The sequence below is a fragment of the Streptomyces nitrosporeus genome, from assembly GCF_008704555.1.
Lineage (GTDB): Bacteria > Actinomycetota > Actinomycetes > Streptomycetales > Streptomycetaceae > Streptomyces > Streptomyces nitrosporeus.
The window spans coordinates 5,199,364-5,224,579 of sequence record NZ_CP023702.1; the positions used below are offsets into that span (position 1 = coordinate 5,199,364).

The 25,216-nt window shown below is 71.8% G+C and carries 25 protein-coding genes and 2 tRNA genes; 17 read left to right on the forward strand and 10 right to left on the reverse strand.

What is annotated here, in order from left to right:
* The first annotated feature begins 21 nt into the window (after positions 1–21).
* Both CP967_RS22960 and CP967_RS22965 read left to right on the forward strand, forming a co-directional pair.
* The gene (locus CP967_RS22960) at positions 22–1,389 is read left to right on the forward strand and encodes an MFS transporter (protein ID WP_150489777.1); all 1,368 of its coding nucleotides are present in this window, start codon (positions 22–24) and stop codon (positions 1,387–1,389) included.
* A complete protein-coding gene (locus CP967_RS22965; protein WP_150489778.1) occupies positions 1,379–2,887 on the forward strand; it encodes a pyridoxal phosphate-dependent decarboxylase family protein in 1,509 nt (502 codons plus the stop codon). The genes CP967_RS22960 and CP967_RS22965 overlap by 11 nt, the downstream gene beginning before the upstream one ends.
* A 236-nt stretch (positions 2,888–3,123) precedes the next feature.
* On the opposite strand, the gene CP967_RS22970 is transcribed toward CP967_RS22965, so the two are convergent.
* Positions 3,124–3,765 carry a superoxide dismutase gene (locus CP967_RS22970; protein ID WP_150489779.1) on the reverse strand — a complete coding sequence of 214 codons (642 nt, stop codon included), beginning with the start codon at positions 3,763–3,765 and terminating at the stop codon, positions 3,124–3,126.
* A gap of 144 nt (positions 3,766–3,909) precedes the next feature.
* On the opposite strand from CP967_RS22970, the gene CP967_RS22975 reads away from it, so the two are divergent.
* Positions 3,910–4,377, forward strand: coding sequence for a GNAT family N-acetyltransferase (locus CP967_RS22975; RefSeq protein ID WP_150489780.1), 468 nt, complete (start codon positions 3,910–3,912; stop codon positions 4,375–4,377).
* On the opposite strand, the gene CP967_RS22980 is transcribed toward CP967_RS22975, so the two are convergent.
* Positions 4,352–5,539, reverse strand: coding sequence for an MFS transporter (locus CP967_RS22980; protein ID WP_150489781.1), 1,188 nt, complete (start codon positions 5,537–5,539; stop codon positions 4,352–4,354). The two genes, CP967_RS22975 and CP967_RS22980, sit on opposite strands and share 26 nt — an antisense overlap.
* A gap of 60 nt (positions 5,540–5,599) precedes the next feature.
* Here CP967_RS22980 and CP967_RS22985 point away from each other — a divergent pair, with 60 nt between their 5' ends.
* Complete coding sequence (locus CP967_RS22985; protein ID WP_229888227.1) at positions 5,600–6,640, forward strand: ArsR/SmtB family transcription factor; 1,041 nt, start codon at positions 5,600–5,602, stop codon at positions 6,638–6,640.
* 25 nt (positions 6,641–6,665) lie between these two features.
* Here the strand turns inward: CP967_RS22985 and CP967_RS22990 are convergent, their stop codons facing one another.
* A complete protein-coding gene (locus CP967_RS22990) occupies positions 6,666–7,304 on the reverse strand; it encodes a CatB-related O-acetyltransferase (protein ID WP_150489782.1) in 639 nt (212 codons plus the stop codon).
* Between the two features lie 73 nt (positions 7,305–7,377).
* Positions 7,378–8,814, reverse strand: a complete 1,437-nt coding sequence (locus CP967_RS22995) for an amino acid permease (protein ID WP_150489783.1) — start codon at positions 8,812–8,814, stop codon at positions 7,378–7,380.
* A gap of 374 nt (positions 8,815–9,188) precedes the next feature.
* Between CP967_RS22995 and CP967_RS23000 the strand changes: the two genes are divergently transcribed.
* Positions 9,189–9,782 (forward strand): biotin transporter BioY, encoded by a 594-nt coding sequence (locus CP967_RS23000; protein WP_150489784.1) that lies wholly within the window; start codon positions 9,189–9,191, stop codon positions 9,780–9,782.
* Positions 9,783–9,969: 187 nt separating this feature from the next.
* Here CP967_RS23000 and CP967_RS23005 read toward each other — a convergent pair whose 3' ends face one another.
* Complete coding sequence (locus CP967_RS23005; protein WP_150489785.1) at positions 9,970–10,245, reverse strand: hypothetical protein; 276 nt, start codon at positions 10,243–10,245, stop codon at positions 9,970–9,972.
* Between the two features lie 163 nt (positions 10,246–10,408).
* Between CP967_RS23005 and CP967_RS23010 the strand changes: the two genes are divergently transcribed.
* From CP967_RS23010 to CP967_RS23030, 4 genes are all read left to right on the forward strand, one after another.
* Positions 10,409–11,209: a helix-turn-helix domain-containing protein gene (locus tag CP967_RS23010; protein WP_229888228.1), complete on the forward strand. Its 801-nt coding sequence runs from the start codon at positions 10,409–10,411 to the stop codon at positions 11,207–11,209.
* Positions 11,185–11,382 carry a DUF397 domain-containing protein gene (locus tag CP967_RS23015; RefSeq protein ID WP_150489786.1) on the forward strand — a complete coding sequence of 66 codons (198 nt, stop codon included), beginning with the start codon at positions 11,185–11,187 and terminating at the stop codon, positions 11,380–11,382. Before CP967_RS23010 ends, CP967_RS23015 begins: the two co-directional genes overlap by 25 nt.
* Positions 11,383–11,837: 455 nt before the next feature.
* Positions 11,838–12,038 (forward strand): hypothetical protein, encoded by a 201-nt coding sequence (locus tag CP967_RS23025; protein ID WP_150489787.1) that lies wholly within the window; start codon positions 11,838–11,840, stop codon positions 12,036–12,038.
* On the forward strand, positions 12,014–12,211 hold the full coding sequence (locus CP967_RS23030; protein ID WP_150489788.1) for a DUF397 domain-containing protein: 198 nt from the start codon (positions 12,014–12,016) through the stop codon (positions 12,209–12,211). Before CP967_RS23025 ends, CP967_RS23030 begins: the two co-directional genes overlap by 25 nt.
* A 68-nt stretch (positions 12,212–12,279) precedes the next feature.
* On the opposite strand, the gene CP967_RS23035 is transcribed toward CP967_RS23030, so the two are convergent.
* Complete coding sequence (locus CP967_RS23035) at positions 12,280–13,740, reverse strand: amino acid permease (protein ID WP_150489789.1); 1,461 nt, start codon at positions 13,738–13,740, stop codon at positions 12,280–12,282.
* Between the two features lie 270 nt (positions 13,741–14,010).
* Between CP967_RS23035 and CP967_RS23040 the strand changes: the two genes are divergently transcribed.
* Together CP967_RS23040 and CP967_RS23045 are read left to right on the forward strand one after the other, a co-directional pair.
* Positions 14,011–14,499, forward strand: coding sequence for a ribose-5-phosphate isomerase (locus CP967_RS23040; RefSeq protein ID WP_150489790.1), 489 nt, complete (start codon positions 14,011–14,013; stop codon positions 14,497–14,499).
* 109 nt (positions 14,500–14,608) lie between these two features.
* Positions 14,609–15,439 carry an Fpg/Nei family DNA glycosylase gene (locus CP967_RS23045; protein ID WP_150489791.1) on the forward strand — a complete coding sequence of 277 codons (831 nt, stop codon included), beginning with the start codon at positions 14,609–14,611 and terminating at the stop codon, positions 15,437–15,439.
* Between the two features lie 127 nt (positions 15,440–15,566).
* On the opposite strand, the gene CP967_RS23050 is transcribed toward CP967_RS23045, so the two are convergent.
* Positions 15,567–16,799, reverse strand: coding sequence for a GNAT family N-acetyltransferase (locus CP967_RS23050; RefSeq protein WP_150489792.1), 1,233 nt, complete (start codon positions 16,797–16,799; stop codon positions 15,567–15,569).
* A gap of 105 nt (positions 16,800–16,904) precedes the next feature.
* Between CP967_RS23050 and CP967_RS23055 the strand changes: the two genes are divergently transcribed.
* Positions 16,905–18,050, forward strand: a complete 1,146-nt coding sequence (locus CP967_RS23055) for a PP2C family protein-serine/threonine phosphatase (RefSeq protein ID WP_150489793.1) — start codon at positions 16,905–16,907, stop codon at positions 18,048–18,050.
* A 109-nt stretch (positions 18,051–18,159) separates the two neighbouring features.
* Here CP967_RS23055 and CP967_RS23060 read toward each other — a convergent pair whose 3' ends face one another.
* Positions 18,160–19,341, reverse strand: coding sequence for a cation:proton antiporter (locus CP967_RS23060; RefSeq protein WP_150489794.1), 1,182 nt, complete (start codon positions 19,339–19,341; stop codon positions 18,160–18,162).
* Between the two features lie 171 nt (positions 19,342–19,512).
* Here CP967_RS23060 and CP967_RS23065 point away from each other — a divergent pair, with 171 nt between their 5' ends.
* Positions 19,513–19,965 carry an HD domain-containing protein gene (locus CP967_RS23065; protein WP_150489795.1) on the forward strand — a complete coding sequence of 151 codons (453 nt, stop codon included), beginning with the start codon at positions 19,513–19,515 and terminating at the stop codon, positions 19,963–19,965.
* 210 nt (positions 19,966–20,175) lie between these two features.
* Here the strand turns inward: CP967_RS23065 and CP967_RS23070 are convergent, their stop codons facing one another.
* Entirely contained in the window at positions 20,176–21,354 is a 1,179-nt protein-coding gene (locus CP967_RS23070; RefSeq protein WP_150489796.1) for an acyltransferase family protein, read from the reverse strand.
* A gap of 536 nt (positions 21,355–21,890) precedes the next feature.
* Here CP967_RS23070 and CP967_RS23075 point away from each other — a divergent pair.
* Positions 21,891–22,085: a hypothetical protein gene (locus CP967_RS23075; RefSeq protein WP_150489797.1), complete on the forward strand. Its 195-nt coding sequence runs from the start codon at positions 21,891–21,893 to the stop codon at positions 22,083–22,085.
* Between the two features lie 232 nt (positions 22,086–22,317).
* Here the strand turns inward: CP967_RS23075 and CP967_RS23080 are convergent.
* Positions 22,318–22,391: transfer RNA gene (locus CP967_RS23080), tRNA-Gly, on the reverse strand.
* A 180-nt stretch (positions 22,392–22,571) separates the two neighbouring features.
* Here CP967_RS23080 and CP967_RS23085 point away from each other — a divergent pair.
* From CP967_RS23085 to CP967_RS23095, 3 genes are all read left to right on the forward strand, one after another.
* Positions 22,572–22,648, forward strand: a tRNA-Pro gene (locus CP967_RS23085).
* 162 nt (positions 22,649–22,810) lie between these two features.
* Entirely contained in the window at positions 22,811–24,208 is a 1,398-nt protein-coding gene (gene tig, locus CP967_RS23090) for a trigger factor (protein ID WP_150489798.1), read from the forward strand.
* Between the two features lie 360 nt (positions 24,209–24,568).
* The gene (locus CP967_RS23095) at positions 24,569–25,174 is read left to right on the forward strand and encodes an ATP-dependent Clp protease proteolytic subunit (RefSeq protein WP_167535515.1); all 606 of its coding nucleotides are present in this window, start codon (positions 24,569–24,571) and stop codon (positions 25,172–25,174) included.
* Positions 25,175–25,216 lie beyond the last annotated feature (42 nt).

A 25,216-nucleotide genomic window follows, 5' to 3' on the forward strand; every position in this document is an offset into this window, starting at 1 on the left:
GGGTCCCACCATGATCTCCTCATGCCCGCAGCAGTACCGGTCCCGGAACCCGGACTCCCGCGCCGGATACGCGTCGGCTACGGGCTCGGTTCCCTGTGCACCGGCACCTTCGCCACCGTGCCCGGCCTGATCCTGCTCTACTACCTCACCAACGTCCTCGCGGTGCCCGCCGCCGTCGCGGGAGCCGCCGTCTTCCTGCCCAAGGCGTGGGACGTGCTGATCAACCCGCTGGTCGGCGCCCTGTCCGACCGCAGCCGGCTGCCCGGCGGCCCGCGCCGGGCGTTCCTGCTGACCGGCGCCTGCACCCTGCCTCCGCTCTTCGCGCTGATCTTCGCCGCGCCCCCGCTGCGGGGCGCCGCGGCGGCCGGCTACGTCGCCGTCCTGTTCCTGCTGGCCGCCACCGCGTACGCCGTCTTCCAGGTGCCGTACGTGACGATGCCCGCCGAGATGACCGAGGACCCGCACGAACGCGGCCGGGTGCTGGGCTGGCGGGTCGGGTTCCTCGGCGTCGCCATCCTGCTCTCCGGTGCCGTGGCGCCCGCCCTCGCACACGCCGACGGCGGCACCCCGGCGAGCTACCGGCTGATGGGGGCCGTCGTCGCCGTCCTGCTGGCCGTCGGCATGTTCGGCGCCTGGGCCGCCACCCGGGGCGCCCCCGAGGCCGCCCGCAGCGAGGGCGAACCGTCCCTGCGCGCCCAGCTCGCCGTGGCCCGCACCCACCGGCCCTTCCTCCACCTGGCCGGGATGTGGACCCTCCAGGCGCTCGCGATCGGCGTGATGCTCGCGGGCGTCCAGTACTTCGCCACGTACACCCTCGGCTCGGCCGGTGCGGTCACCCCGCTCTTCGCCTGCCTGATCGGCCCGCTCGTCCTGTTCATGCCGCTGTGGAACCGGCTGGCCCGCCGCAGGGGCGTGCGGTACGCCCAGTGGTGCGCCTCCCTGCTCTACACGGCGGGCGCCCTGCTCCTCGCGTTCACCCCGGCGGCCGGACCCGCCGTCGGGTACACGGCGGTCGTCCTCGTCGGAATCGCCTACGCCGGGCTCCAGTTGCTGCCCCTGACCATGCTCGCCGACACCCTGGCCGCCGACGCCGCCCGCACCGGCCGCCGCCGGGCCGCGACCTTCACCGGGCTGTGGACCGCCGCCGAGACGCTCGCCTTCGCCCTGGGCGCCGGGGTGTTCGCCCTGGTCCTGGCCGTCACCGGCTTCCGCTCCTCGGACGCCGCCCACCAGGTGGAGCAGCCGGCCGCCGCGCTCACCGGCATCACCGCCGGCATGAGCGTGCTGCCCGCGGCCCTCGCCGCGGCGAGCCTCTGGCTGCTGCACCGCTACCGCGAGCCCGCCACCGAGTCCCGCCCCCCGACGGAAGAGCACACCCATGCCGACTGACCCCGCACCCGAGCACGAAGCCAGGACCGGGACCGCCCCGTCCGCCGGCCGGCCCGCCGCCGAGGTGCTCGCCGTACTGCGCTCCCTGCGCACGGACGACGCGCCCACCCGAGGGGGCCGGACCTTCGCCTACGTCTACGACGCGGGCCTCGAAGGCCTCGACGAACTGGCGGCCGCGGCCTACACCGCCTTCTCCACCGTCAACGGACTCGACCCCACCGTCTTCCCCAGCGTGGCCCGCCTGGAGAACGACCTGGTGGGCGCGGCCGTCGCGCTGCTCGGCGTCCCCGGCGCCCAGGGGACCTTCACCAGCGGCGGCACGGAGAGCATCCTGCTCGCCGTCAAGACCGCCCGGGACCACGCGCGTGCGGTACGCGGGATCACCCGGCCCCGGATGGTGCTGCCCTCCACCGCCCACGCCGCCTTCCACAAGGCCGCCGCCTACCTCGGTGTGGAACCGGTCGTGGTCCCCGTCGACCCGGACACCTTCCGGGCCGACGCCGCCGCCATGGCCGCGGCCCTCACCGGGGACACCGTCCTGGTGGTCGCCTCCGCGCCCTCGTACGCCCACGGGGTCCTCGACCCGGTCGCCGAGATCGCCGCGGCCGCCGCCGGACGCGGGGTGCTCTGCCATGTGGACGCCTGCATCGGCGGCTGGCTCCTGCCCCATCTGCGGCGCGCCGGCCAGGAGGTGGAGCCCTTCGACCTGTCCGTCCCCGGTGTCACCTCACTCTCCGTGGACCTGCACAAGTACGCCTACGCCGACAAGGGCGCCTCCGTGGTCCTGTACCGCGACGCGGAGCTGCGCCGCCACCAGTACTTCGCCCACGCGGGCTGGCCCGGCTACCCGGTCGTCAACCCGACCGCGCAGGGCACCAAGTCCGGCGGGCTGCTCGCCCAGGCCTGGGCGGTCCTGCGCCACATCGGCGAGGACGGCTACACCGCGCTGGCGGGGCGGGTCGCCACGGCCTCGGCCCGGCTGCTCGCCGGACTGCGGGCGACCGAGGGGATACGGGTGCTCGGCGACCCGGCGGCGGGCCTCGTCGCCTTCACGGTCCTCTCGCCCGGGGACGGCCGGGACCCCGACCTCAGCCTGCTGCTGCACCTGGCCGACGAGATGCGCGAACTCGGCTGGTACCTCCAGCCCCAGCTCTCCTTCGACGGCCTGCCGCCGAACCTGCACCTGACCCTCACCCCCGCCACGGTCGGCCGGGTCGACGCCCTGCTCGCCGACCTCTCCACCGCCCTGGCGAAGGCGCGGGCCCTGGAACCGGTGACCGTGGACCCCGCGCTCGCCGGACTCGCCGCCGGCCTGGACCCCCAGCGGCTCGGCCCGGAGGAGGTCGCCGCCTTCCTCGCCTTCGCGGGCCTGGGGGAGGGCGCCGGCACCGGGCTGCCGGCCCGGATGGCTCCCGTACTCGTCCTGCTGGACGCGCTGCCGGGCCCCCTCAAGGAGCGGCTGCTGGCGGAGTTCATCGGCTCGCTGTTCCGCGTCTGAGGGGGCGGCACCGCAGCCTGGGGCGACCCGTCCCGGACCGGGGGCGGCCGGCTCCGCGCCGGGAGGCGGCCGGCTCCGGGTGCGGGCACGGGAGAGCCCCCGCGAGTCACGTCCTCACGGGGGCTCTCCTTCCATCCGCCTGCCGGGTGAAGGCTGAGAAGACGATCACGAGGCAGGACGATCACAGGGCGGGGTGTCCACGGGGCAGGGCGTCCACAGCCGCCGGCCGGCCCGGCTCAGGGAGCGAGCAGCAGCACGTCCACGCGCTCCTTGGCGGCGGCGTAGCGCTTCGCCACGTCCTGCCAGTTGACGACCGCCCACATGGCGTCGATGAAGTCGACCTTCTGGTTCTTGTACTGCAGGTAGAAGGCGTGCTCCCAGGCGTCGAAGACCAGGATCGGGGTCGAGCCCTGGCCGACGTTGCCCTGGTGGTCGTAGACCTGCTCCACGATCAGCTTCCCGCTGAGCGGCTCGTACGCCAGCACGCCCCAGCCCGAACCCTGGGTGGTCGCGGCGGCCTTGGTGAGCTGGGACTTGAAACCCGCGAAGGAGCCGAAGGACTCGGCGATCGCGTCGGCGAGGTCGCCCACACCGTCCGCGGCCAGCGGCTCGCCGCCGCCGTCACCGGTCATGTTGTGCCAGTAGACCGAGTGCAGGATGTGGCCGGAGAGGTGGAAGGCGAGGTTCTTCTGGAGACCGTTGACCGCTCCCCACGCCCCCTTGTCCCGGGCCTCCTCCAGCTGCTCCAGCGCGTCGTTGGCGCCCTTCACGTACGCGGCGTGGTGCTTGTCGTGGTGGAGCTCGACGATCTGCGGGTTGATGACCGGTTCGAGTGCCGCGTAATCGTAGGGAAGTTCGGGGAGCGTGTACGTGGCCATGGGTGCGAACCCTCCAACTGCTGGCTGGTTGTTATTGCAACTCTTTCGCAAATGCAGGCTAGCAGGAGGAAGGTCGCGAAGTGATCAGCCGTCGGATCCGGGGCCGGGTGTCACACGGAGCACCGGGAAGGGAAGGAGTGAGCGATGACGCACGTACGGGAGGGGCGGCCCGGCGAGGCCGCCGCACTGACCGCCCTGGCACTGCGGTCGAAGGCCCACTGGGGTTACGACGAGGAGTTCCTCGCCGCCTGCCGGGACGAACTGGCGATGGAACCGGCCGAGGTGACGTCCCGTCGTACGGCGGTCGCGGAGCGGGACGGCCGGATCCTGGGGTTCGCCACGCTGGAGGGCCGGCCGCCCCGGGGCGCCGTCGGCATGATGTTCGTCGAACCGGACGCCCTCGGGCAGGGCGTGGGCCGCCTGCTGTTCTCCCGTACGGCGGCCGAGGCCCGAAGGCTCGGCTTCCGCACCCTCACCATCGACGCCGACCCGAACGCCGAGCCCTTCTACACGGCGATGGGCGCCGTACGCGTCGGAGCCGTCCCGTCCGGCTCGATCCCCGGCCGGGTACTGCCCCTGCTGGAACTCACCCTCGGCCGACAGCCGGGGTGAGGGCCGTCCCGTCGCGCCGCAGCCCCGGGGCGAGCGCCAGGGTGACCACGGCCGAGGCCGCCGCCATCACGGCGATCGCCGTCCCGGCCGGCACCCACTGGGCCACGGCGCCCGCGAGCGCGGCCGCCGCGCCCTGCGCCGTGAGCATCCCGCAGGAGTGCAGGCCGAGGGCCTGCCCCGTCATCGCCCGCGGGGTCAGGGCCAGCAGGCGCTCCTGGAGCAGCAGGCTCGCCGAGAAACCGGTGGAGGCCGCGGCGGCCAGGACGAGGGCCCAGGGCAGGCCGGGCCGCAGCGCGAAGAGCAGATAGGGAGCGGCCAGCAGCAGGAGCAGCCGGACGGGCGCGGTCCCGCCCCGGGCGGGCGGGAACCGCCCCACCAGCGTGTCCCCGGCGAGCATCCCCAGCGCCGCGCAGGCGAACAGCAGCCCCGCCCGGTCCGGGCGGTAGGGGACGAAGAGCGACTCGCAGCCGACCACCAGCCCGTTGGGCAGCCAGAGCGAGAGGTAGACGCGCCTGCGGGGCGCCGACGACCAGAGCAGCCTGTTCGTCCGCCAGGTCTCACCCACCGACGGCCGCCCCGTGGCCCTGGCCGGCCGCCGGGTCAGGCACCCCCGGAGCACCGCCGCGCCGGCGAGGTGGAGGCCCGCCGCCACCAGCAGCGCGCCGCGCGGCGAGACCGCGGCCACCAGGGCGGCACCGGCGGCGTACCCCGCGATCTGGGTCACCCCCGAGCACATGTTGAGCACCGAACGCCCCAGCAGATAGGCGTCCTCCGGCAGGACCTCGGCGAGCAGCCCGTACCGCACCCCGCCGGTCACCGCCGCGACGAGGCCCTGGCCGAGGAGCACCGCGAACAGCGCGGGCAGCGGCAGGCCGGGAAGGGCGAGGAGCGCGGTGGCGAGGCCGAGGGCGAGGGCCGAACCGGTCAGCGCGGCACGGGGCGGCAGCCGGTCCGCCGCCGACATCAGCAGGACCGCGCCGAGGAGTTGGGTGAGGGAGGAGCCGAACATCGACAGGGTGGACAGCAGCGGCGACCCGGTCGCGGCGAACACCATGACGCCGAGAGCCGGTCCGCTCGTGGTGGCGGCCCCACCTTGGAGGACATCAGCGGTGAAAAGGGCGCGGAAGTGGGGTATTCGGAACACATCGCGGTAAGCGGGCACGGTGCGGAGTCTCTGCCGGGCGGCCGCGGGACCGTTACTGTTTCGCGGGGAGGCGAAACCATGGGCTGGTGGCAGATCAACGCGGACACCCTCGCGGGGAGCCGCTTCCTGGTGTCGGAGCTGATCGAGACGGTCGCCACCCTCCAGGCCCTGGAGTGCGGCACCGCCACCCACCCCGCCGAACGCGCCTGGTTCGACACCTACCGGCCCGCCTACCGGGAGCGCCTCGCCGCCGACCCGGTCACCGCCCAGCTCGTGGAGACCGGCCTCGGCGGCCTCTGGAACGCGGACTTCCTCACCCCCACCCCCACCGGGAACACCACCCTCGCCCAGGACCTGGACCGGGTGCGGCGGACCCGCCCCGGTCAGGCGCGCGCCGACCTGGAGGTGTCCAGAGGCGGCCCGCTGCCGCCCTCACTGCACCGCGAGGACCTGCCCGGGAGGGCGGCCGACCTGCTCGCGTGGGTGTGGGAGCACATCGTGGGCCCCGACTGGCCGCGCCGCCGGGGGATCCTGGAGGCGGACATCGTCGCGCGGACCGGACAGCTCGGCCAGGGCGGCTGGGCCGCCGCCCTGGACACGCTGAACCCCGGCGTGCGCTGGCTCGGCGGCAGCCGCCTCCAGGTCAACCCGCGCGACTACCCGCCGCGTGAACTCACCGGTGCGGCCCTGGTGTTCGTGCCGGTCACCCCCCGCCAGGGCTGGGTGTCCTGGGACGCGGAGGAGCTGCGCTACGCCGTGGTCTACCGCAGTTCCGGGGTGCTGTCCGACGCGGACCGCCCCCTGGTGCCGGACAGCCTCGGACGGCTGCTGGGTCCGGCCCGTGCCGGGGTCCTGATGCTGCTCGACACCCCCAGGAGCACGACCCGCCTGGTCGCGCTGACCGGCCAGGGGCTGGGCTCGGTGGGCCGCCACCTGAAGGTGCTGCTGGACGCGGGGCTGGCCGCGCGGCGCCGGTCGGGCCGGTCGGTGCTCTACTTCCGCACGGAGGCCGGCGAGGTGCTCGTACGGGCCCAGGAGCGGGCGGGGGTCCCGGCCGCCTCCCAGGAACGGGCAGGGGTCCCGGCCGCCGCCCCGGAGGGCCCCCGGGGGACCGGCTGAGCGGCCCGGCACCGCCGGGCGGGTGTCACGGGGCCGCCGCCTCCAGCTCGTCCACGCTGCCCGACATGACGGTACGGATGTGCGCGGTGAGGTGCTCGGCCGGCCAGTCCCACCAGGCGACGGCCAGCAGCCGGGCGACGTCCGCGTCGGAGTACCGCATACGGATCGGCGCCGCCGGATTTCCGCCGACGACGCAGTAGTCCGGGACGTCCCGGGTGACCACCGCGCCGGCCGCGACGATCGCCCCGTTGCCGATGCGGACGCCCGGCATCACGGTCGCCCCGTTGCCCAGCCACACGTCATGGCCCACCACGGTGTCGCCCCGCGAGGGCAGCGAGGCCAGCAGGTCCGCGTGGTCCGCCCACGAACCGCCCAGCATGGGGAAGGGGAAGGTGGAGGGGCCGTCCATACGGTGGTTGGCGCCGTTCATCAGGAACCGCACCCCGGTCGCCAGCGCGCAGAACCTGCCGATGACCAGCTTCTCCGGCCCGTAGTGGTAGAGCACGTTCCGGGTCTCGAAGGCGGTCGCGTCGTCGGGGTCGTCGTAGTAGGAGTACTCGCCCACCTCGATGAGAGGGGACGTCACCAGCGGTTTCAGCTGTACCACCCGGGGCTGGCCGGTCATCGGGTGCAGCGCGGTGGGGTCGGCGGGGACGGGATCCATGCCGCCACCCTGCCAAGGGCGGCCGGGCGGCGGCCAGCCGTTTTCGGTCCCGGGCCTTTTGGGCCGGCCGTTCTCAGTCCCGGACCGCCCGCTCCGCCTCTCCGGCCCGCTCCGCCCGTCCGGCCCGCCTCTGCCGCACCAGACCGGTCGCGATCAGTACCACGGTCAGCGCGCCGGTCGCCATCAGCTGGTCGCGGGTGTCCGGCTGTCCCAGCATCAGGACGAAGATGCCCGCCATGGCCAGCAGCGCCAGGACGGTCAGCCAGGGGAAGAGCCACATCCGGACGACCAGCCTCCCGGGCGCCTCGCGCTCCAGCCGGCCGCGCAGGACCAGCTGGGAGACGGCGATGAAGATCCAGACGACCAGGATCACCGCGCCGATCATGTTGAGCAGCCACGGGAACACGTCGTCGGGCCGCCAGTAGCTGAGCAGCACGCAGAGGAAGCCGAAGACCGAGGAGCACAGCACCGCGGTGCGCGGGACCCCCGAGGTGACCCGGCCGAGCCGCTTCGGGCCCTGGCCGCGCGCGACGAGGGAGCAGGCCATGCGTGAGGCACCGTAGATGTTGGCGTTCATCGCGGAGAGCAGGGCGACCAGGATGACCACGTTCATGATCTCCGCGGCGCCGCCGATGCCGAGGTGGTCGAGCATCGCGTAGAACGGGCCGACCTCGGCGACCTGGGGGTCGTCCCACGGCACCAGGGTGACGACGACCGCCATCGAGCCGACGTAGAAGACCGCGATCCGCCACATCGCCGTACGCACCGCCCCCGCGACGCCCTTCACCGGGTTCTCGGACTCGGCCGCCGCGATGGTGACCGTCTCCAGGCCGCCGTACGCGAAGACGGAGGCGAGCAGCCCGATGATGAAGCCCTCCGAACCGTTCGGCAGGAACCCGCCGTCCCCGGTCAGGTTGGAGGTGCCGGGGGCGTCCGTGCCCGGCAGCACACCGAGGATCGCGAGCACACCGAGGACCAGGAACAGGGTGATCGCGATCACCTTGAGCGCGGCGAACCAGAACTCGAACTCACCGAAGTTCTTCACGGCCGCGAGGTTCGTGCCGAGGAAGACCACCATGAACAGGGCCACCCAGGCCCACTCCGGCGTACCGGGCAGCCACCCCGTGACGATCTGCGCGGCCCCGATGCCCTCCAGCCCCACGGCCACGCAGAGCAGCACCCAGAACGCCCACCCCGCGGTGAACCCGGCCCACGGGCCGATCGCCCGCTCGGCGTGGACCGAGAAGGAGCCGGAGGCCGGGTTGGCCGCCGACATCTCGCCGAGCATCCGCATCACGAACATCACCAGCAGCCCGGAGATCCCGTAGGCGATGACGATCGAGGGGCCCGCAGCGGCGATACCGGCGCCGGAGCCGACGAACAGCCCCGCCCCGATGACACCTCCCAGCGCGATCATCGACAGATGGCGCTGTTTGAGGCCCTGGGTGAGCGCGGAATCGGGGGAGGGGGTGACGGCGTCCGTGGGGGGCGGCGCGGAGGTCCGGGACATCGACGGGCTCTGTTCACTGGTCGGGACACTGACGGCCACAGTCTGGAGGCCGACCGCTCACAAGGAAGAGGTATCCGCTATACGGTCACCGGCCTCACACATGGCGCACACCCGCGCACGCTCTCCACGCCGTCCGCGATTATGGGGACTCGACAGACCACGCCGACGTATCCTTCCCCGCACCGTGGTGGCCACTCCCCACTGTCACCAGCGTGACCAGCGTCACGCCTCCGGACGGTTGAGTTCCGGGTTTTGTATGAACCCCACCAACCCCTCAACGGCCGCTTTGTCGGCGGCTGATGGTGATCGAGCGATATTCCGTCAGCTAACGTCACCATCAGTCCGTCCTGCCGACCCTCACCCGCGGAGTCCCGATGAGCACTGCTGCCGCCCCCGCCCGTTCCGGAGCGGTCCTCGCCGACCTGCTGCCCGCAGCCCGGCACCGCTACGCGGTGGACACCGCGCTCGTCGCCGGAGGCGCCGTCCTCACCGGCATCGCCGCCCAGATAGCCGTGCCGGTCCCCGGCTCCCCGGTCCCCGTCACCGGCCAGACCTTCGCCGCGCTGCTCATCGGCACCGCGCTCGGCGCCCGCCGCGGCTTCCTCTCCCTCGCGCTGTACGCGCTGGTCGGCATGGCGGGCATGCCGTGGTTCTCCGAGGGCACCTCCGGCCCCGGCGGCGCCTCCTTCGGCTACGTCCTCGGCATGCTGCTCGCCGCCACCGTCGTCGGCGGCCTCGCCCGCCGGGGCGGCGACCGCTCCGTGCTGCGCACCGCGGGCACCATGGCCGTGGGCTCCCTGGTCATCTACGCGGTCGGCGTGCCGTACCTGGCGCTGTCCACCGGGATGTCGATGAGCGCCGCTGTCGCCGCCGGCCTGGTGCCCTTCCTCATCGGGGACGCCCTGAAGGCCGCCCTGGCCATGGGCGCCCTGCCTGCCTCCTGGAAGCTCCTCGGCCGCCGCGGCTGACACCGCGCCCGCCACGAAGAAGGCTCCCCGGACCGCGTACCACGCGGACCGGGGAGCCTTCTCGCACGCCAGGGCCCCTACGGGACGTGCCGCACGAACGCCAGGGCGAGCACGAAGCCGCACGATCCGGCGATCAGGCAGATGAGCAGCGGCCCGGCACAGCGGCCGGCGACGCGGACGGCGTGCCTCACGCCACCGGCCCGGGTGCGGCGCACGCCTCGGTCACGGGTTCCCGGACGCGCGCGTCCAGCGCGAGGTTCAGCTCGTCCACGAGGTCGATCGCCTCGTCCACTCCCAGCCGCAGGCACACGGCGCCCCGCACATGTCCGTTGAACGTGACCAGCAGCGGCAGATCGAAGCTGGTGTCCTGCTTCCGTACCTCGATGACCCGCATGACGGGACGGCCGGGGATGCGCTCGACCTGCCAGCCGTCCTTGAGGTCGTAATGCGGTGGTGCGCCCATGGTTCTTACCTTCCGTGACGGGTTCTTCTCTTTCCGCTACGAGCATCGGCGCCGCTGGCTAGGCTCGGAAGAGGGACGGCGTAGCCCTGTCCCCACAGGACACAGGAGAGTGGGAATGCCCAAACGCAGGTCCGATTCAGGCGGGGAGGCGTCCGCCCGGAGGATGTTGCACGAGACCTTGGGGCGGCTGCGGGAGCGGTCGGGACTGTCGCTGGAGGAACTGCACGGCGAGACGACCTACGACCGGTCGTATCTGCACAAGCTGGAGACCGGCGCGCGGCTGGGCTCGCCGGAGGTCATGGCGGCGCTCGACAAGGTGTACGGCACGGGGAATCAGCTGCAACAGCTCTGGGAGCTGGCCCGCGACGACGCCTTCGGCAGCCGGTACCAGCGGTTCATGCAGCTGGAGCGGGAGGCGACGGTCCAGTACAAGTACGCGTGCAGCACGATTCCCGGTCTGCTCCAGACCCAGGCGTATGCGACCGAGGTTCTGGGGCATGCGCGGCCACGGGACGCGACGGAACTGCAGGAGGACGTAGCCGCACGGATGAGCCGTCAGTCCGTCCTCGACGGTGAAGACGTTCCGTACTTCCGGGCAGTACTCGACGAAGCGGTGTTCCGGCGGGCGGCATCGCAACCCGCCGTATGGCTGGAACAGTTGGAGACGCTCCTGGAGTGGCAGAAGCGGCCGAACGTCACGCTTCAGGCTTTGCCCTTCTCAGCAGGTCTGCACGATCTGATGGGCGGCTCGCTGACGGTCCTCTGGCTGGCCAACGGCAAGGCCGTCTCCTATCTGGAGGGCAGCAAGTCCGGCGAACTGATCGAGGAACCGGGACGCGTCGAAGAGCTGCGTCTGTCCTACGATTTGCTGCGAGACAAGGCGCTTTCCCCGGAGCGGACGACCGAGTTCATCCAGCAGCTGATCAAGGAGATCCGAACATGCGATCCCGCCGACCCGACCTGACCTTCGCGACGTGGCGGAAGTCCTCGTACAGCAACTCGGACGGCGGAGACTGCGTCGAGGTTTCCGACGACTTCGCGGGTATCGTCCCCGTGCGTGACTCGAAGTGCCCGCAGGGCCCGGCGGTGGTGTTCGGTGCCTCGGCGTGGACGGCGTTCGTCCGCGACGTGCGCTGACCCCCCGCCGACGGCCCCCGGGCACCTGCCGGGGGCCGTCGGCGTATCCGCACACCCCGCCGTCACCGTCCCTGTCACTTGTGAACGCCGACAGCCGAGGCGATGAGTCGCCGCAGTTCAGCTTGAAATCCGCTTCGCTCGGAGTGAGCTGTTGTGGTCCGTGGGTCAGCCCTGACGCTTCGAAGGGGCGGATACGTGCGGACGAGCCGAGGGCGATGGCGTAGGAGCCCAGACACGTCCAGGAGGAGGCGGCCAGACCCGCCTCCTCTCCGTTGCCCATGCCCGGTGAGCGTAGTGCGTCACCCGTGCAGGAACGCCGCGAACGGTACGTCCACGACGGTTGGACGGGCTGTGCCGCGGTCGTGGAAACCGTCGTCTCCGTCAGAGGAGCAGAATCCGGGCCGTCAGTGATCCTCGTCGCGGAGACAGCGGGTTCCGGAAGAAGGAGAGGCGGTATGGCCTTGCTCCCCCAGGACACAGGAGAATGGGAAGGCCCCGAAGCAGGCCCGACGCGAGTGGGGGCGCCCGTCCTGGGAGTGGTGAGTGAGACCTTGGGACGGCTGCGGGACCAGGCGCTCTCCCCGGAGCGGACGACCGAGTTCATCCAGCGGCTGATCAAGGAGATCCGTACATGCGATCCCGCCGACCCGATCTGACCTCCGCGACGTGGCGGAAGTCCTCGTACAGCAACTCCGACGGCGGTAACTGCGTCGAGGTGTCCGACGACTTCGCGGGCCTCGTCCCCGTGCGTGACTCGAAGCGTCCGCAGGGCCCGGCGCTGGTCTTCGGGGCCTCGGCGTGGTCGGCGTTCGTCCACGGCGTGCGCTGAGCCCTGCACGCACCGACGGCCCCCGGGCACCTGCCGGGGGCCGTCGGCGTATCCGGACGCCCCGCCCGTCAGCGGCGGCTCTCCGGGGCGGGGCCGGCCGCCTTCCGGGCCTTGCGGCGCAAGGCGTCCCGTACCAGCGCGGTGGCCACCACCAGCGCGGCGACGAGCAGGGAGAGCAGCACCTGCTCACGCCCCGCTTCGTCGGTCAGCATGTAGACCAGCACGAACGAGATCATCGCGATCGTCGCCCAGGTCAAGTACGGGAAGAGCCACATCCGTACGACCAGCTTCTCCGGCTGCTCGCGCAGGATCATGCCCCGCATCCGCAGCTGGGTGAAGCAGATGACCAGCCAGACGAACAGGGCGACCGCACCGGAGGAGTTCAGCAGGAACTGGAAGACGCTGTCTGGCCACCGGTAGTTGAAGAAGACCGCCACGAAACCGAACACGACGGAGGAGAGGATCGCCGTCTGCGGCACCCCGCCCTTGTTGACCCGGGCGAAGGCCCTGGGCGCGTCGCCCCGCTCCCCGAGCGAGAAGGCCATCCGGGAAGCGGTGTAGAGGCCGGAGTTCAGACAGGACAGGACGGCCGTCAGCACGATGACGTCCATGACCTGGCCGGCGTGCGGGATCCCGATGGAGTTCAGCGCCGCGACGTACGACCCCTCCTCGGTGATCGACGGGTCGTTCCACGGCAGCAGGGTCAGGACCACGAAGATCGAGCCCAGGTAGAAGACGGCGATGCGCCAGATCACGCTGTTGGTGGCCTTGGAGACGGCCCGCTGCGGGTCGGCGGACTCGCCTGCCGCCAGCGTCACGATCTCACTGCCCATGAACGAGAAGACCACCATCAGGATCCCGGTGAGGATCGCCCCGGGCCCCTCGGGGAAGAAACCGCCGGAGTCCGTGAGGTGGGCGAGCCCCGAGCCCGGATGGTCGGAGCCGGGCAGCAGCCCGAAGACCGCCAGCAGGCCGACGAGGACGAAGGCGCCGATCGCCACGACCTTGATACCGGCGAACCAGAACTCGAACTCCCCGTAGCTCCCGACCGAGACCAGGTTGGTCGCCGTCAGCACCACCATGACGATCAACGCCCAGGCCCACTGGGGCACCGCCGGCACCCAGCCCTCCAGGATCGTGGCGCCCGCCGTGGCCTCGACGGCGAGCACCACGACCCAGAAGAACCAGTACAGCCAGCCGATGGAGAAGCCCGCCCAGCGGCCCAGGGCCTGGTCGGCGTAGGCGGAGAAGGAGCCGGAACTGGGGCGTGCGGCGGCCATCTCGCCCAGCATCCGCATGACGAAGACCACCATCAGGCCGACGAGGGCGTAGGAGATGAGAATGGCCGGCCCGGCGGCGGCGATACCGGCGCCGGAGCCCACGAACAGCCCGGCGCCGATCACCCCGCCGATGGCGATCATCGAGAGGTGGCGGTTCTTGAGACCGGCCTGAAGACCGTTCCCCGACCCGGGGGTCTTCGGCTCACCGGACTCCTGGCCCGGTTTCGCCGGGGTTGTCTGCGACGTCATTGATCGAATCCTTACGTTTTCTGATCATGCGGGCCGGTTGTGTTCTGTTGTCCAGCGATACGAGGCAGCCCGGTGGCCCAGGGCGGATCCCCGCCCCCGGTGCCGACGGAACCGGAGGCGGCACCACCGGCTCCGGACGCCGGACCCGGCCGTCGCCGGAACGGCGCCGCCCCCGCGCCTGGCGGGGGCGGCGCCGCGGGCCCCGTACCGCACCAGGGGCGTCCGACCCCGCTGACGGCTACCCCGTCCGGTCCGTGCCACACTTCACGCATGCGCGTGTACCTCGGCTCGGACCATGCCGGCTACGAACTCAAGAACCACCTCGTCGAGTGGCTCACCGCTCACGGCCACGAGGCCGTCGACTGCGGCCCCCACATCTACGACGCCCAGGACGACTACCCGCCCTTCTGCCTCCGTGCCGCCGAGCGGACGGCCGCGGACAAGGACAGCCTCGGGATCGTCATCGGCGGCTCGGGCAACGGCGAGCAGATCGCCGCGAACAAGGTGAAGGGCGTCCGCGCCGCACTGGCCTGGAGCGAGCAGACCGCCGCGCTCGGCCGGGAGCACAACGACGCCAACGTGGTGGCCATCGGCGGCCGGATGCACTCGGTGGAGGAGTCCACCAAGTTCGTCGAGATCTTCCTCACCACCCCGTACTCCGGGGAGGAGCGCCACACCCGCCGCATCGAGATGCTGTCGGCGTACGAGACCACCGGCGAGCTCCCGCCGGTCCCGGCCCACCACCCGCAGCAGGGCTGACGGCCCCGCACCGCCCCCGCCTCACCGTGCCGCCGTGCCCCCGGGCGCGGCGGCACGGCCGTTTCTCCCGGGCGGCACCACCGCACCGGCACCACCGAGGAGATCCGCCGTGCCCGAAGGGCATACGATCCACCGCCTCGCCGAGGACCACCGCTCCCGGTTCGCGGGCCGCCCGGTACGCGTGAGCAGCCCGCAGGGCAAGTTCGCCGCGAGCGCCGCCCTGCTCGACGGCCGGACCCTCACCGGCACCGACGCCCACGGCAAACACCTCTTCCTGGGGTTCGGCACCGGTGAGGACCAGGACTGGATCCACATCCACCTCGGCCTCTTCGGCAAGCTGGGCTTCGGCACGGTCCCGGCGCCCCCGCCCACCGACACGGTCCGGCTGCGGCTCGTCGGCGCCCATGACTACGCCGACCTGCGCGGCCCCACCACCTGCGCCCTGATCACCGGAGCCGAGAAGAGCGCGATACACGGCCGGCTCGGCCCCGACCCGCTGCGCGGCGACGAGGACGGTGAGCGGGCCTGGCGGCGGATCTCCCGCAGCCGGGTCACCGTGGCCGCCCTGCTGATGGACCAGAAGGTCGTCGCGGGCGTCGGCAACGTCTACCGCGCCGAGGTCCTCTTCCGGCACGGCATCGACCCCTACCTCCCCGGCAAGGACCTCACCCGGGCCGCATGGGACGCGATCTGGGAGGACCTGGGCGCGCTGATGCGCGAGGGCGTACGCGCCAACCGCATCGACACCGTCCGCCCCGCGCACACCCCCGAGGCCATGGGCCGCCCGCCGCGCGTCGACGACCACGGCGGCGAGGTCTACGTCTACCGGCGGGCCCGGCAGGCCTGCCATGTCTGCGGTACACCGGTGCGCACCGCGGACCTCGCCGCCCGCAACCTCTTCTGGTGCCCCACCTGCCAGCCCTCCGCGTCGGGCCGGTGACGGGGAGGCCCGGTGACGGGGGCGGCCTGTCGGGGAAGACAGGTGGCGAGGAGGGCCTGACGCGGAGTGCCGGTGACGCGGAGGGCCCGGCGAGGCGGGCCGGTGACGGGGGCGGCCCGAGCCGGGGTCAGAACCCGTGCGGGCACCACGGTTCGACGTCCCAGGAGAAGGCCAGGGACGCCTGTGCCACCGCGCCCGGCCGGTGCTCCCCGACCAGCCCGGCCGCCGCCAGCGTGGTCAGCGACACCCCGCCCAGATAGGCCGCGCCCAACTCCCGTACCGACACGGACAGATCGGCGGGGTCCTCGGACCGCCGGCAGGAGGCCGCGCCCTTCTCGTCGGCCGTCAGCCGCCAGCGCCCCGCGTTCCACGGGCAGAAGCCGTCCTCCACCTCCAGCACCACGTCCACCGGCGCCCGGTAGCGCCGTGCCTCCAGCGCCGCCGGAAGGTCCACCAGCCGGACGTACAGCCCGTCCCAGACCCGTACCTCGCAGCGCCGCACGTCCGAGACCAGCCGCAGTACCGCGTCGTCCACGGGACGGTTGCGGCACTCGACCACCGACGTCAGGTCGATGCCGAAGAGGAAACGCCACAGCGCCGCGTACGAGGCCGGGTCCAGCGCCGCGAGATCCCGCACCGCGACCGTGCCCTGCGGGCGGGGCCCGTCCCAGGAGGGCCGGACGTGGAAGGTGGCGTACCCGGTGACCTCGCCGTCCCGCTCCGCCAGGACGCACTGGAGAGGGGAGCCGCCCGCCCGTCCGCCTTCCGGGTCGTTCACCGGCAGCCGCTCCCATCCGGGCTGCCGCAGCGGGGTGCCGGGGCGGCCCGCCGCCAGACGCGCGTACACCGCCTCGCAGGCGTCCAGCGCCCCGGCCGGCGACGCGTAACGTATCCGGACCTCCTCCGTGCCCGGGGGCAGCGAGAGCCCCACCCGGGAGCTGTCGATCCGCAGGTTCAGCTCCCCGGTGGCCGCGCCGTAGCCGAACCGGCCGTAGATGGAGGGCTCCGACGCCGTCAGCACGGCAAGCGGCTCGCCCCACGCGCGGACGTCCTCCAGCTGACGCCGCATCATCGATCTCAGCAGACCCTGCCTGCGGTGCGTGGCCGCGACGCCCACCATGGTGACCCCGGCGGCCGGCACGGCGGCCCCGCCGGGCACGGACATCCGGAAGGCGTGGGCGCCGGCCGTGCCCACCCAGGCCGAACCGTCCCAGTGGCCGATCGCCCGGTCCGGCCGGGCCAGCGCGTCGTACATCTCCCGGGACTCCGGCGCGGTCGGGACGCCACCGAAGGCCAGTTCGACGCAGGTGAACCAGGCGTCCCATTCCGAGGCCGGGGGCACCCGCAGTTCTGTAGTCATATGCCCTGCATACCAGCGGCTCCGGCACACGGTCGAACCGGTTTCGGGCAACTTGTCGTGGGCCCCCTCTGCGCCGGAGGCCCCCAGGTGGATAAGGTCCCGGCAATGGCCCGACGCGCAGGAGCAGACGCATACCCGGTCCGGTGGCGAAGAAGGATGCACCGGGCGCGCCTCGCGCTGCGCCGCTCCGGGGTCGACTACTTCCGCGGCGACGGCTCCGACTGGATAGCCCTGGCCGGGCTGATGGCGCTCCTCCCCGTCATCACCTGTGCCACCCTGCTCAACCCCGTCTGGTTCTCACCGGCCGCTCTGGCGCTGCCGATCGTGGTCGGCGGGCTCCTGCTGCGGCCGGCCAGCCTGCTCGGCCTGTACGCCGCCGCGGCCGCCGCGCTGATCGTCGAGTCGGTCAACCTCGGCCCCTACCTGGAGGTACCCGCCGCCGTCACGCCCGGTACGGTCCTGACCGTCGCGGCCTGCGGCTTCTTCGGCCTGGTGCTCGCCCAGTTCCGGGCGAGGGTCGGGGTCCCCTGGAGACGCGGCGGCACCATGCTCTTCGACCTGCGCGAACGCATCCGGGTCCAGAGCGCTCTGCCGCGACTGCCCCAGGGCTGGCACCGCGAGATGGCGCTGCGCCCGGCCGGCGGCCAGTCCTTCTCCGGCGACTTCGTCGTCGCGGCCCGCACCAACGGCGGCCGGACCCTGGAAGCCGTCCTCACCGACGTCTCCGGCAAGGGCATGGACGCGGCCTCCCGCGCGCTGCTGCTCTCCGGCGCCTTCGGCGGGCTGCTGGGCTCGCTGCCGCCGCACGGCTTCCTGCCCGCCGCCAACGGCTATCTGCTGCGCCAGGACTGGGACGAGGGCTTCGCCACCTCCATCCACCTCGTGCTGGACCTGGAGACGGGCGACTACGAGATCCTCTCGGCCGGGCACCCCCCGGCCCTCCAGCTGCACGCGGGCAGCGGCCGGTGGGAGGAGAAGGCGGCCGAAGGCCCCCTCCTCGGCGTGTACGACGGCGCCGAGTTCGACGCGGTGAAGGGCTCGCTGGCCCCCGGCGACGTCCTGCTGCTCTTCACGGACGGCCTGGTGGAGACCTCCGAACAGGACCTCTCCGAGGGGATCGACCGGCTGACGGGCGAGGCGGACCGCCATGTCGCCACCGGCTTCGAGGGGGCCGCCTGGCGCCTCATCGAGGCATGCGCCAAGGACGTCAACGACGACCGCGCGCTGCTTCTGCTGTCCCGGCGCGGCTGAACCGTACGAAACGGCGCAAACGGCAACGGTGTCAACATGACGCCTGTCATCACTCGAACGAGAGCGCCCGGAGGGAGCGGCCGTCCGGCGGCCCCCTCCGGACACCCCGTCAGACAGGCACCGCGGTCTTCTCGGCCTCACGGTCCCCGGCCCCGCGTCCCCCGGGAAGGAACCGCGCCAGCAGGTGGGGGCGCCCGGCGGCCAGCGGGGACAGCACCGCGAGCAGGAGCACGTACCCGGCGATGAACGGCGAGAGCCGCTCGTCCAGCCCGGCGCCCGCCGCCATGGTGGCGAGGATGAGCGCGAACTCGCCCCGGGCCATGAGGGTGGTGGAGATGTTCGACGCGGCCAGCGGGCCGAAGCCGTACACCCGTGCGGAGAACATGCCGGAGAGCACGTTCATCGCCACGGTCAGGACCACGGCGGCCAGCACCGGCCAGGCCACGCTCGGGAGGTCACCGGGGTCGATCGACAGGCCGAACGCGAAGAAGAAGATCGCGCCGAAGGCGTCCCGCAGCGGATGGACCAGCTTGAGGATCCGCTTGGCGGAGGTCGTGCTGCCGAGCATCAGACCCACCATGAAGGCGCCGATCGCGTCCGCGACGCCGAACAGGTCGGAGACGCCGGCGACGAGGACAGCCGCTCCCAGGAAGGAGATGACCAGGAGTTCGTCGTCCCGTGTGTGGATCAGCTTGCTGATGACCCTGGTGCCGAAACGGGCGGCCAGGGCGAGCAGGAGCAGGAAGGCGAACGCCTTGCCGCCGTCCATGAGCGCCGCGCCCATGCCGTCGGACCGGGACAGGACCGGCTGCAGGGCGGCGAGGTAGAGGGCCAGGAAGATGTCGTCGATGACGATGATGCCCAGGATCGGCTTGGTCTCCGGGCTGCCCAGGCGTTTCAGGTCGACCAGGATCTTGGTGACGATCGCCGAGGACGAGATGCCGATGACGCCGGCCATCACCAGCGCCTCCGAGGTGCCCCAGCCCAGCACGAAGCCGAACCCGAGCCCGGCGCCGACGTTGAGGACGAGGTAGACGGTGCCGGCGAGCACCATCTTGCGCCCGCCGGCCTTGAGGTCGTCGAGGTGGAACTCCAGCCCCAGGTAGAAGAGCAGCAGGACGAGGCCGAGCGCGGAGAGCATCTCCAGCTCGTGCGGGTCGTCGACGATGACGGCCCCGGGGGTGTGCGGGCCGAGCAGGATCCCGGCCAGGATGAACAAGGGGATGGTCGGCAGTCCGATACGGCCGCCGACGCGGGCGAGGACGGCGGCGGCCAGGAAGGCGCCTCCCATGGCGATGAGCGTGTCTGCGTGTCCGATGAGTCTGATCCTTACTTCGGTCAAGAGCGCGTCAAGGATTCGTCAGTAATTAGTTTACCGAACGATTGACTGGGCAAGTCTGTACCTGCCGAAATAAAGGCAACTGCCCTGCTGGGGGCGAGGTTTCGGACGTACGGTCGGCGTATGCCCACGTATCTGACCCTGGCCGAGGTCGAGGCGATCGCCCGCGAGGCCCACCGTGACCAGCGCGACAAGGCGGGCCGCCCCTATGCCGGACATCTGGCGGCGGTCGCCGAGGGCGTCCGGGCCCGTGGCGGCAGCGACGAGCAGATCGCCGCCGCCTGGCTGCACGACGCCGTCGAGGACCACGCGCTCTCCCGGCGGTGGCTGGACGAGGCGGCACTGCCGGAGCGGGTGAAGGAGATGGTCCTCGCCGTCACCAAGCGGCCCGGTGAGGACCTCGCCGCGTACACCGGGCGGATTCTCGCCACACCGGGCGCTCTGCTGATCAAGGAGGCGGACCTGGCGCACAACACGGACCCCGGCCGGCTCGCGGCCCTGGATCCGGCGGTCCGTACCCGTCTGACGGCGAAGTATGCGCAGGTGCGGGGGTTGCTGGGGCTGACGGGGGGCTGAGGGCCGGTCGAACAGCACAATCCGGCCAACCCCTGGAGCCCTCGGGGCCCGGACGTCCCGGGGCGGACCGGGACCGGAGCGATCCGGACAGGGCCGGGGCGGTCAGGGGCCGGGCGGGACGGGTGGCGCCCCAGGAGCCGGACACGCCGGTACCCGGACACGCCGGTACCCGGGCCCCCGTGACCGGGGCGCCCGGGTACCGGCGTGGGCTCAGCGTCCGGCGGGCCGGCGCCGGAACGCCCAGTCCAGGTCCGGCTCGGTGGCGAAGCGCAGCGCCCGCCGCACCGGCGGGGTGCACATCAGGGTCACCGCGACCGCCGCGACGAGCGAGACGACGACCAGCCCGGCCGGCTCCGAGAGCCACGCGTGGTCGTCGAACAGGCCGAGGTAACCGGCGCCCTTGACGAGGAAGCCGTGCAGCAGATAACCGCAGATCGTCCCGGCGCCCAGCACCGTGAACCACATGGGCCGGCGCGGCACCAGGGACAGGAAGCCGACCGTGAGGGCCAGCCCGCACACGAACATCACCAGGGACATCACGGCCCCCGACCACCACGGCGCACCCAGCTCCTGGGCGCTGCTGCTCCGGTAGAACCAGCCCAGCTGCATGCGCGGCGCCGCCCAGTACGCGAGGAGCAGCGCCCCCGCGAACAGCGGCACGGCCACCGCCCGCACCTCGCGGCGCCGGACCAGTTCGAAGTGCCTCGGTTCGAGCACGAGCCCGAGCACGAAGAACGGCAGGAACTGCAGGACACGCTGAAGGTCCAGATCGTCACCGATCCCCGGCGTCACCGACGCGAGGACGGCGACGGTCAGGGCGACGGGCACCGGGTGGCGCAGCGAGCGCCACAGCGGAGTGGTCACCCGCCAGATGAACAGGGCGATCAGGAACCAGGTGAGGAACAGCGGATCGAGCAGGGTGACGGGGGTGTCGCCCACGCCCCCGGCGTACCGCCTGAACAGGGAGTACGCCGTCTCGAAGAGCACATACGGCACGACGACGCCGCTGACCAGGCGCTTGACCCGGCCCGGACTCATGTCGAACGAACGTGAGAAGTAGCCGGAGACGAGGATGAAGGCCGGCATGTGGAACGAGTAGACGACCATGTACAGCGCCCGTGTGGCGCGGCTGCCCTCCATCACCGGTTCCCAGGCGTGGGCCACGGCGACGAGCACGATCGCGAGGTACTTCACATTGTCGAACCAGGCGTCGCGCTGCTTGGCGGGAGCGGGAGCGGCGGCAGGAGCGGTGGCGCGGTCCGGTGCGGTCCCCGTGGAGGTCCGGGCGGCGACCGCGGCGGTCGCGGCGGGCTGGGGGTGTCTGGGCTCCGACTCCCGGGTTTCCGGCGGGACGGGGGCCCTCTGAAATGCGCTCGGAGCACTGAACATTTAAGGCACCTTAGACCCGTCGATCGGCATGCGTAAAACTCCTGAGAGTTCTCGCGTGTTCCCGCTCATTCGGAAATGAAACCAACACCTCTCGTCCGTTATGAGGTGATTGATACCCCTTAAACAGGGCATATCGGCGGGAAGTTGGGGAGTTGATTTCGCCACACGGATTCCTGGCAATTACCTGTGAATGAAGTGTGGGGATATGGAAACGGTTGCATCGATCGATATTCGAAACGCTTCGCACACAGCGGGCACACAGAAAAGCGCGCGCCCTCCCGCGCGCCACCCCGGGGGACCCGGGTGGTCCCGAGGCCCCGCATGCGGGGCCCGGATGATCGGGGGCCGGGCGTGCGCCCCGTGCGCCGGTGCATACCCCGGGCGCACGGGGCGCAAGGATGGCGCGAACCTGTCTGGTCGGCCCGTCACCCGACAGCGGGGCGGCGGGAGTTGGTGGCACGATGGTGGCGACGGGGGTGTGCTCGGCCGCACACCGCCGGGCCGGCAAGGCGGACCGACCGAGGGTGTGATCAGTCGTGGCCATTTCACTGTCTGTGGTGCTTCTACTGGGGATCGTCATGGTGGTGCTGATCCGCGGCGGATCGCTCAAGGGCGGCCCCGCGGCCGTCGCCGTGCTCTTCGGGTTCTTCCTGGCGTCGACCGGCATAGCGCCGTCCATCAACAGGTTCATGAACTCGATAGCCGAGACGATCAACCAGATCAGCTTCTGACCCGCGGCCCCGCCCGCCGGTCCGTCCGCGCCCGCCGGTCCCCGTACCCGCCCGCCGGTCCGCCCCGCGCGCCCGCCGGCCTGCCCGTGAGGCCCCGGGCGGGCGGCGCGCGGGCCGTACCCATGCCCGCGCCGCACCCATGCCCGCGCCGTATCCGCGCCGCCCCGACAGCGCGTCCGGACAACGCGACAGGGCCAGGACCGGGGCGAACCCCGGGCCTGGCCCTGTCGGTTGGAGCGGGCGACGGGAATCGAACCCGCGTAGCTAGTTTGGAAGACTAGGGCTCTACCATTGAGCTACGCCCGCATGTGCCGCACCGCGGGTCCGTGGACCTCGGTACGTGAAGCATCGTAGCGGGTCGGGGAAGGTGCGCGCACACCCGTATCGGCGTGCCCCGCGACCGCCCCCGTGAACCGCCCGGCGGCCCGGCCCCCGTAAAGCGTCCGGCGGACCGCGTGCGGCCATGTACCCTACGTGTCGCACCGACGGGGTGTGGCGCAGCTTGGTAGCGCGTCCGCTTTGGGAGCGGAAGGTCGTCGGTTCGAATCCGGCCACCCCGACCACCAGCCAGATCACCGGGCAAGATCGCGTTGTGGGAGTCATCCCGCTTGCCGTTACTATGCAAATTGCGTGCCCGTGTGTCTGATGTACCGGGCTCGATCCGCGAAGCCGCCGATGGGCGGCCCAGCAGAACCCCAAGATGTCAGCCACAAGGAGACCGAACCGTGAAGAGCGCCGTGGAGACCCTGAACCCGACCCGGGTTCGGCTCAGCATCGAGGTGCCCTTCGAGGAGCTCAAGGACAGCCTCGACGCGGCGTACAAGAAGATCAACCAGCAGGTCACGGTGAAGGGCTTCCGCAAGGGCAAGATCCCGGCCCGGGTCATCGACCAGCGGTTCGGCCGCGGTGCTGTGCTGGAGGAGGCCGTCAACGACGCCCTTCCGAAGTTCTACACCGACGCGGTCAACGAGGGTGAGCTCAACGTCCTGGGCCAGCCCGAGGTCGACATCACCGAGCTGAAGGACGGCGAGCTGCTGGCCTTCACCGCCGAGGTGGACGTCCGCCCCGAGATCGAGATCCCGGACTACTCCGGCATCGAGGTCACCGTCGACGCCGTCGAGGTCACCGACGAGGACGTCGACAAGGCCGTGGAGCAGCTCCGTGGCCGCTTCGGCTCCACCAACCCGGTCGAGCGCGCCGCCGCCGAGGGCGACGTCGTGACGATCGACCTCGAGGCCAAGGTCGACGGCGAGGTCCTGGAGGACGGCGTCGCGTCCGACGTCTCCTACACCATCGGCTCCGGTGAGCTCCTCGACGGCATCGACGAGGCCGTGACCGGCCTGGAGGCCGGTGGCGAGGCCACCTTCACCTCCGAGCTGAAGGGCGGCTCCGCCGAGGGCAAGGAAGCGGAGGTCACCGTCAAGGTCACCGCCGTCTCCGCCCGCGAACTGCCCGAGCTGGACGACGAGTTCGCCCAGATGGCCAGCGAGTTCGACACGCTCGCCGAGCTCCGCGAGGACAGCCGCAAGCGCCTTGAGGAGAGCAAGCAGTACGAGCAGGCCACCCAGGCCCAGGAGCGCGTCCTGGAAGAGCTGCTGAAGCTGGCCGAGGTCCCGATCCCCGAGAAGCTCCTCGCGGACGAGGTCCAGACCCGCAAGCACAACCTGGAGCACCACCAGCTCGGCCAGATGGGCCTGACCCTCGACAAGTACCTGGAGATCCAGGGCAAGACGCTCGAGGAGTTCGAGGCCGAGACCTCCGAGCAGGCCGTCAAGGGCATCAAGACCCAGTTCATCCTCGACGAGCTCGTCAACAAGGAGAAGCTGAACGTCAACCAGGAGGAGCTCACCGAGCACCTCCTGCGGCGCGCGCAGTCCTCCGGCATGAGCCCCGACCAGTTCGCCCAGGCCGTCGTCGAAGGCGGCCAGGTGCCGATGCTCGTCGGCGAGGTCGCCCGCGGCAAGGCGCTCGCCGTCGTGGTCGAGGCCGCCAAGGTCGTCGACACCAACGGTGAGGTCGTCGACCTCGAGGACGACGAGGAAGAGACCGCCACCGAGGCCGCCGAGGACGAGAAGTCCGAGGCCGAGGCCGTCGAGAAGGCCGACGAGAAGAACGAGGCCTGAGGATCGCCCCGACCGGCTCGCCCGGTCGGAGCTGAACCACTTCCGGCGGGCCCCGGGCGCATGACGTCCGGGGCCCGTCGTCGTACCCGGGTGCGGCCGCCGCCGCGCCCGGGCGGACTGCCGGGCGCCCGGCCCCGGCCCGGCGGACCGGCCCGGACGGGCCCCCGGGGCCCGGAACCCTTGTGCCCACTGCTCACCTTGCGCTCCCAGCGAACAGTTGGGGAAGCGGGATGGCGTTGTCCCACCTGCGCGTTAGGGTCCATGAAGAGGAAGGGTCGGGTAGTCCCGGCCCACCCGGTACGAAGACGCTGAGACGGCCGGAGCCGTCAGAGACGAGCAGGTGGATACGTGACGAATCTGATGCCCTACGCCGCCGGAGAGCCGTCCCTCGGTGGAGGCCTCGGTGACCAGGTCTACAGCCGGCTGCTCGGCGAGCGCATCATCTTCCTCGGCCAGCAGGTCGACGATGACATCGCCAACAAGATCACCGCGCAGCTTCTGCTCCTTGCCGCCGACCCCGACAAGGACATCTACCTCTACATCAACAGCCCCGGCGGTTCGGTGACGGCCGGCATGGCGGTCTACGACACCATGCAGTACATCCCGAACGACGTGGTCACCATCGGTATGGGCATGGCCGCCTCGATGGGCCAGTTCCTGCTCACCGGCGGCACGGCGGGCAAGCGCTTCGCGCTCCCCAACACCGACATCCTCATGCACCAGGGTTCGGCCGGTATCGGCGGTACGGCCTCGGACATCAAGATCCAGGCCCAGTACCTGCTCCGCACCAAGCAGCGGATGGCGGAGATCACCGCCCACCACTCCGGCCAGACCGTGGAAACGATCATCCGTGACGGCGACCGCGACCGCTGGTACACCGCCGAGGAGGCCAAGGACTACGGCCTCATCGACGAGATCATCACGGTCGCCTCGGGCATCCCGGGCGGTGGCGGCACCGGCGCCTGATCCGGACACCCGGACCGGCACCGCACCGCACCCTCTCGTACG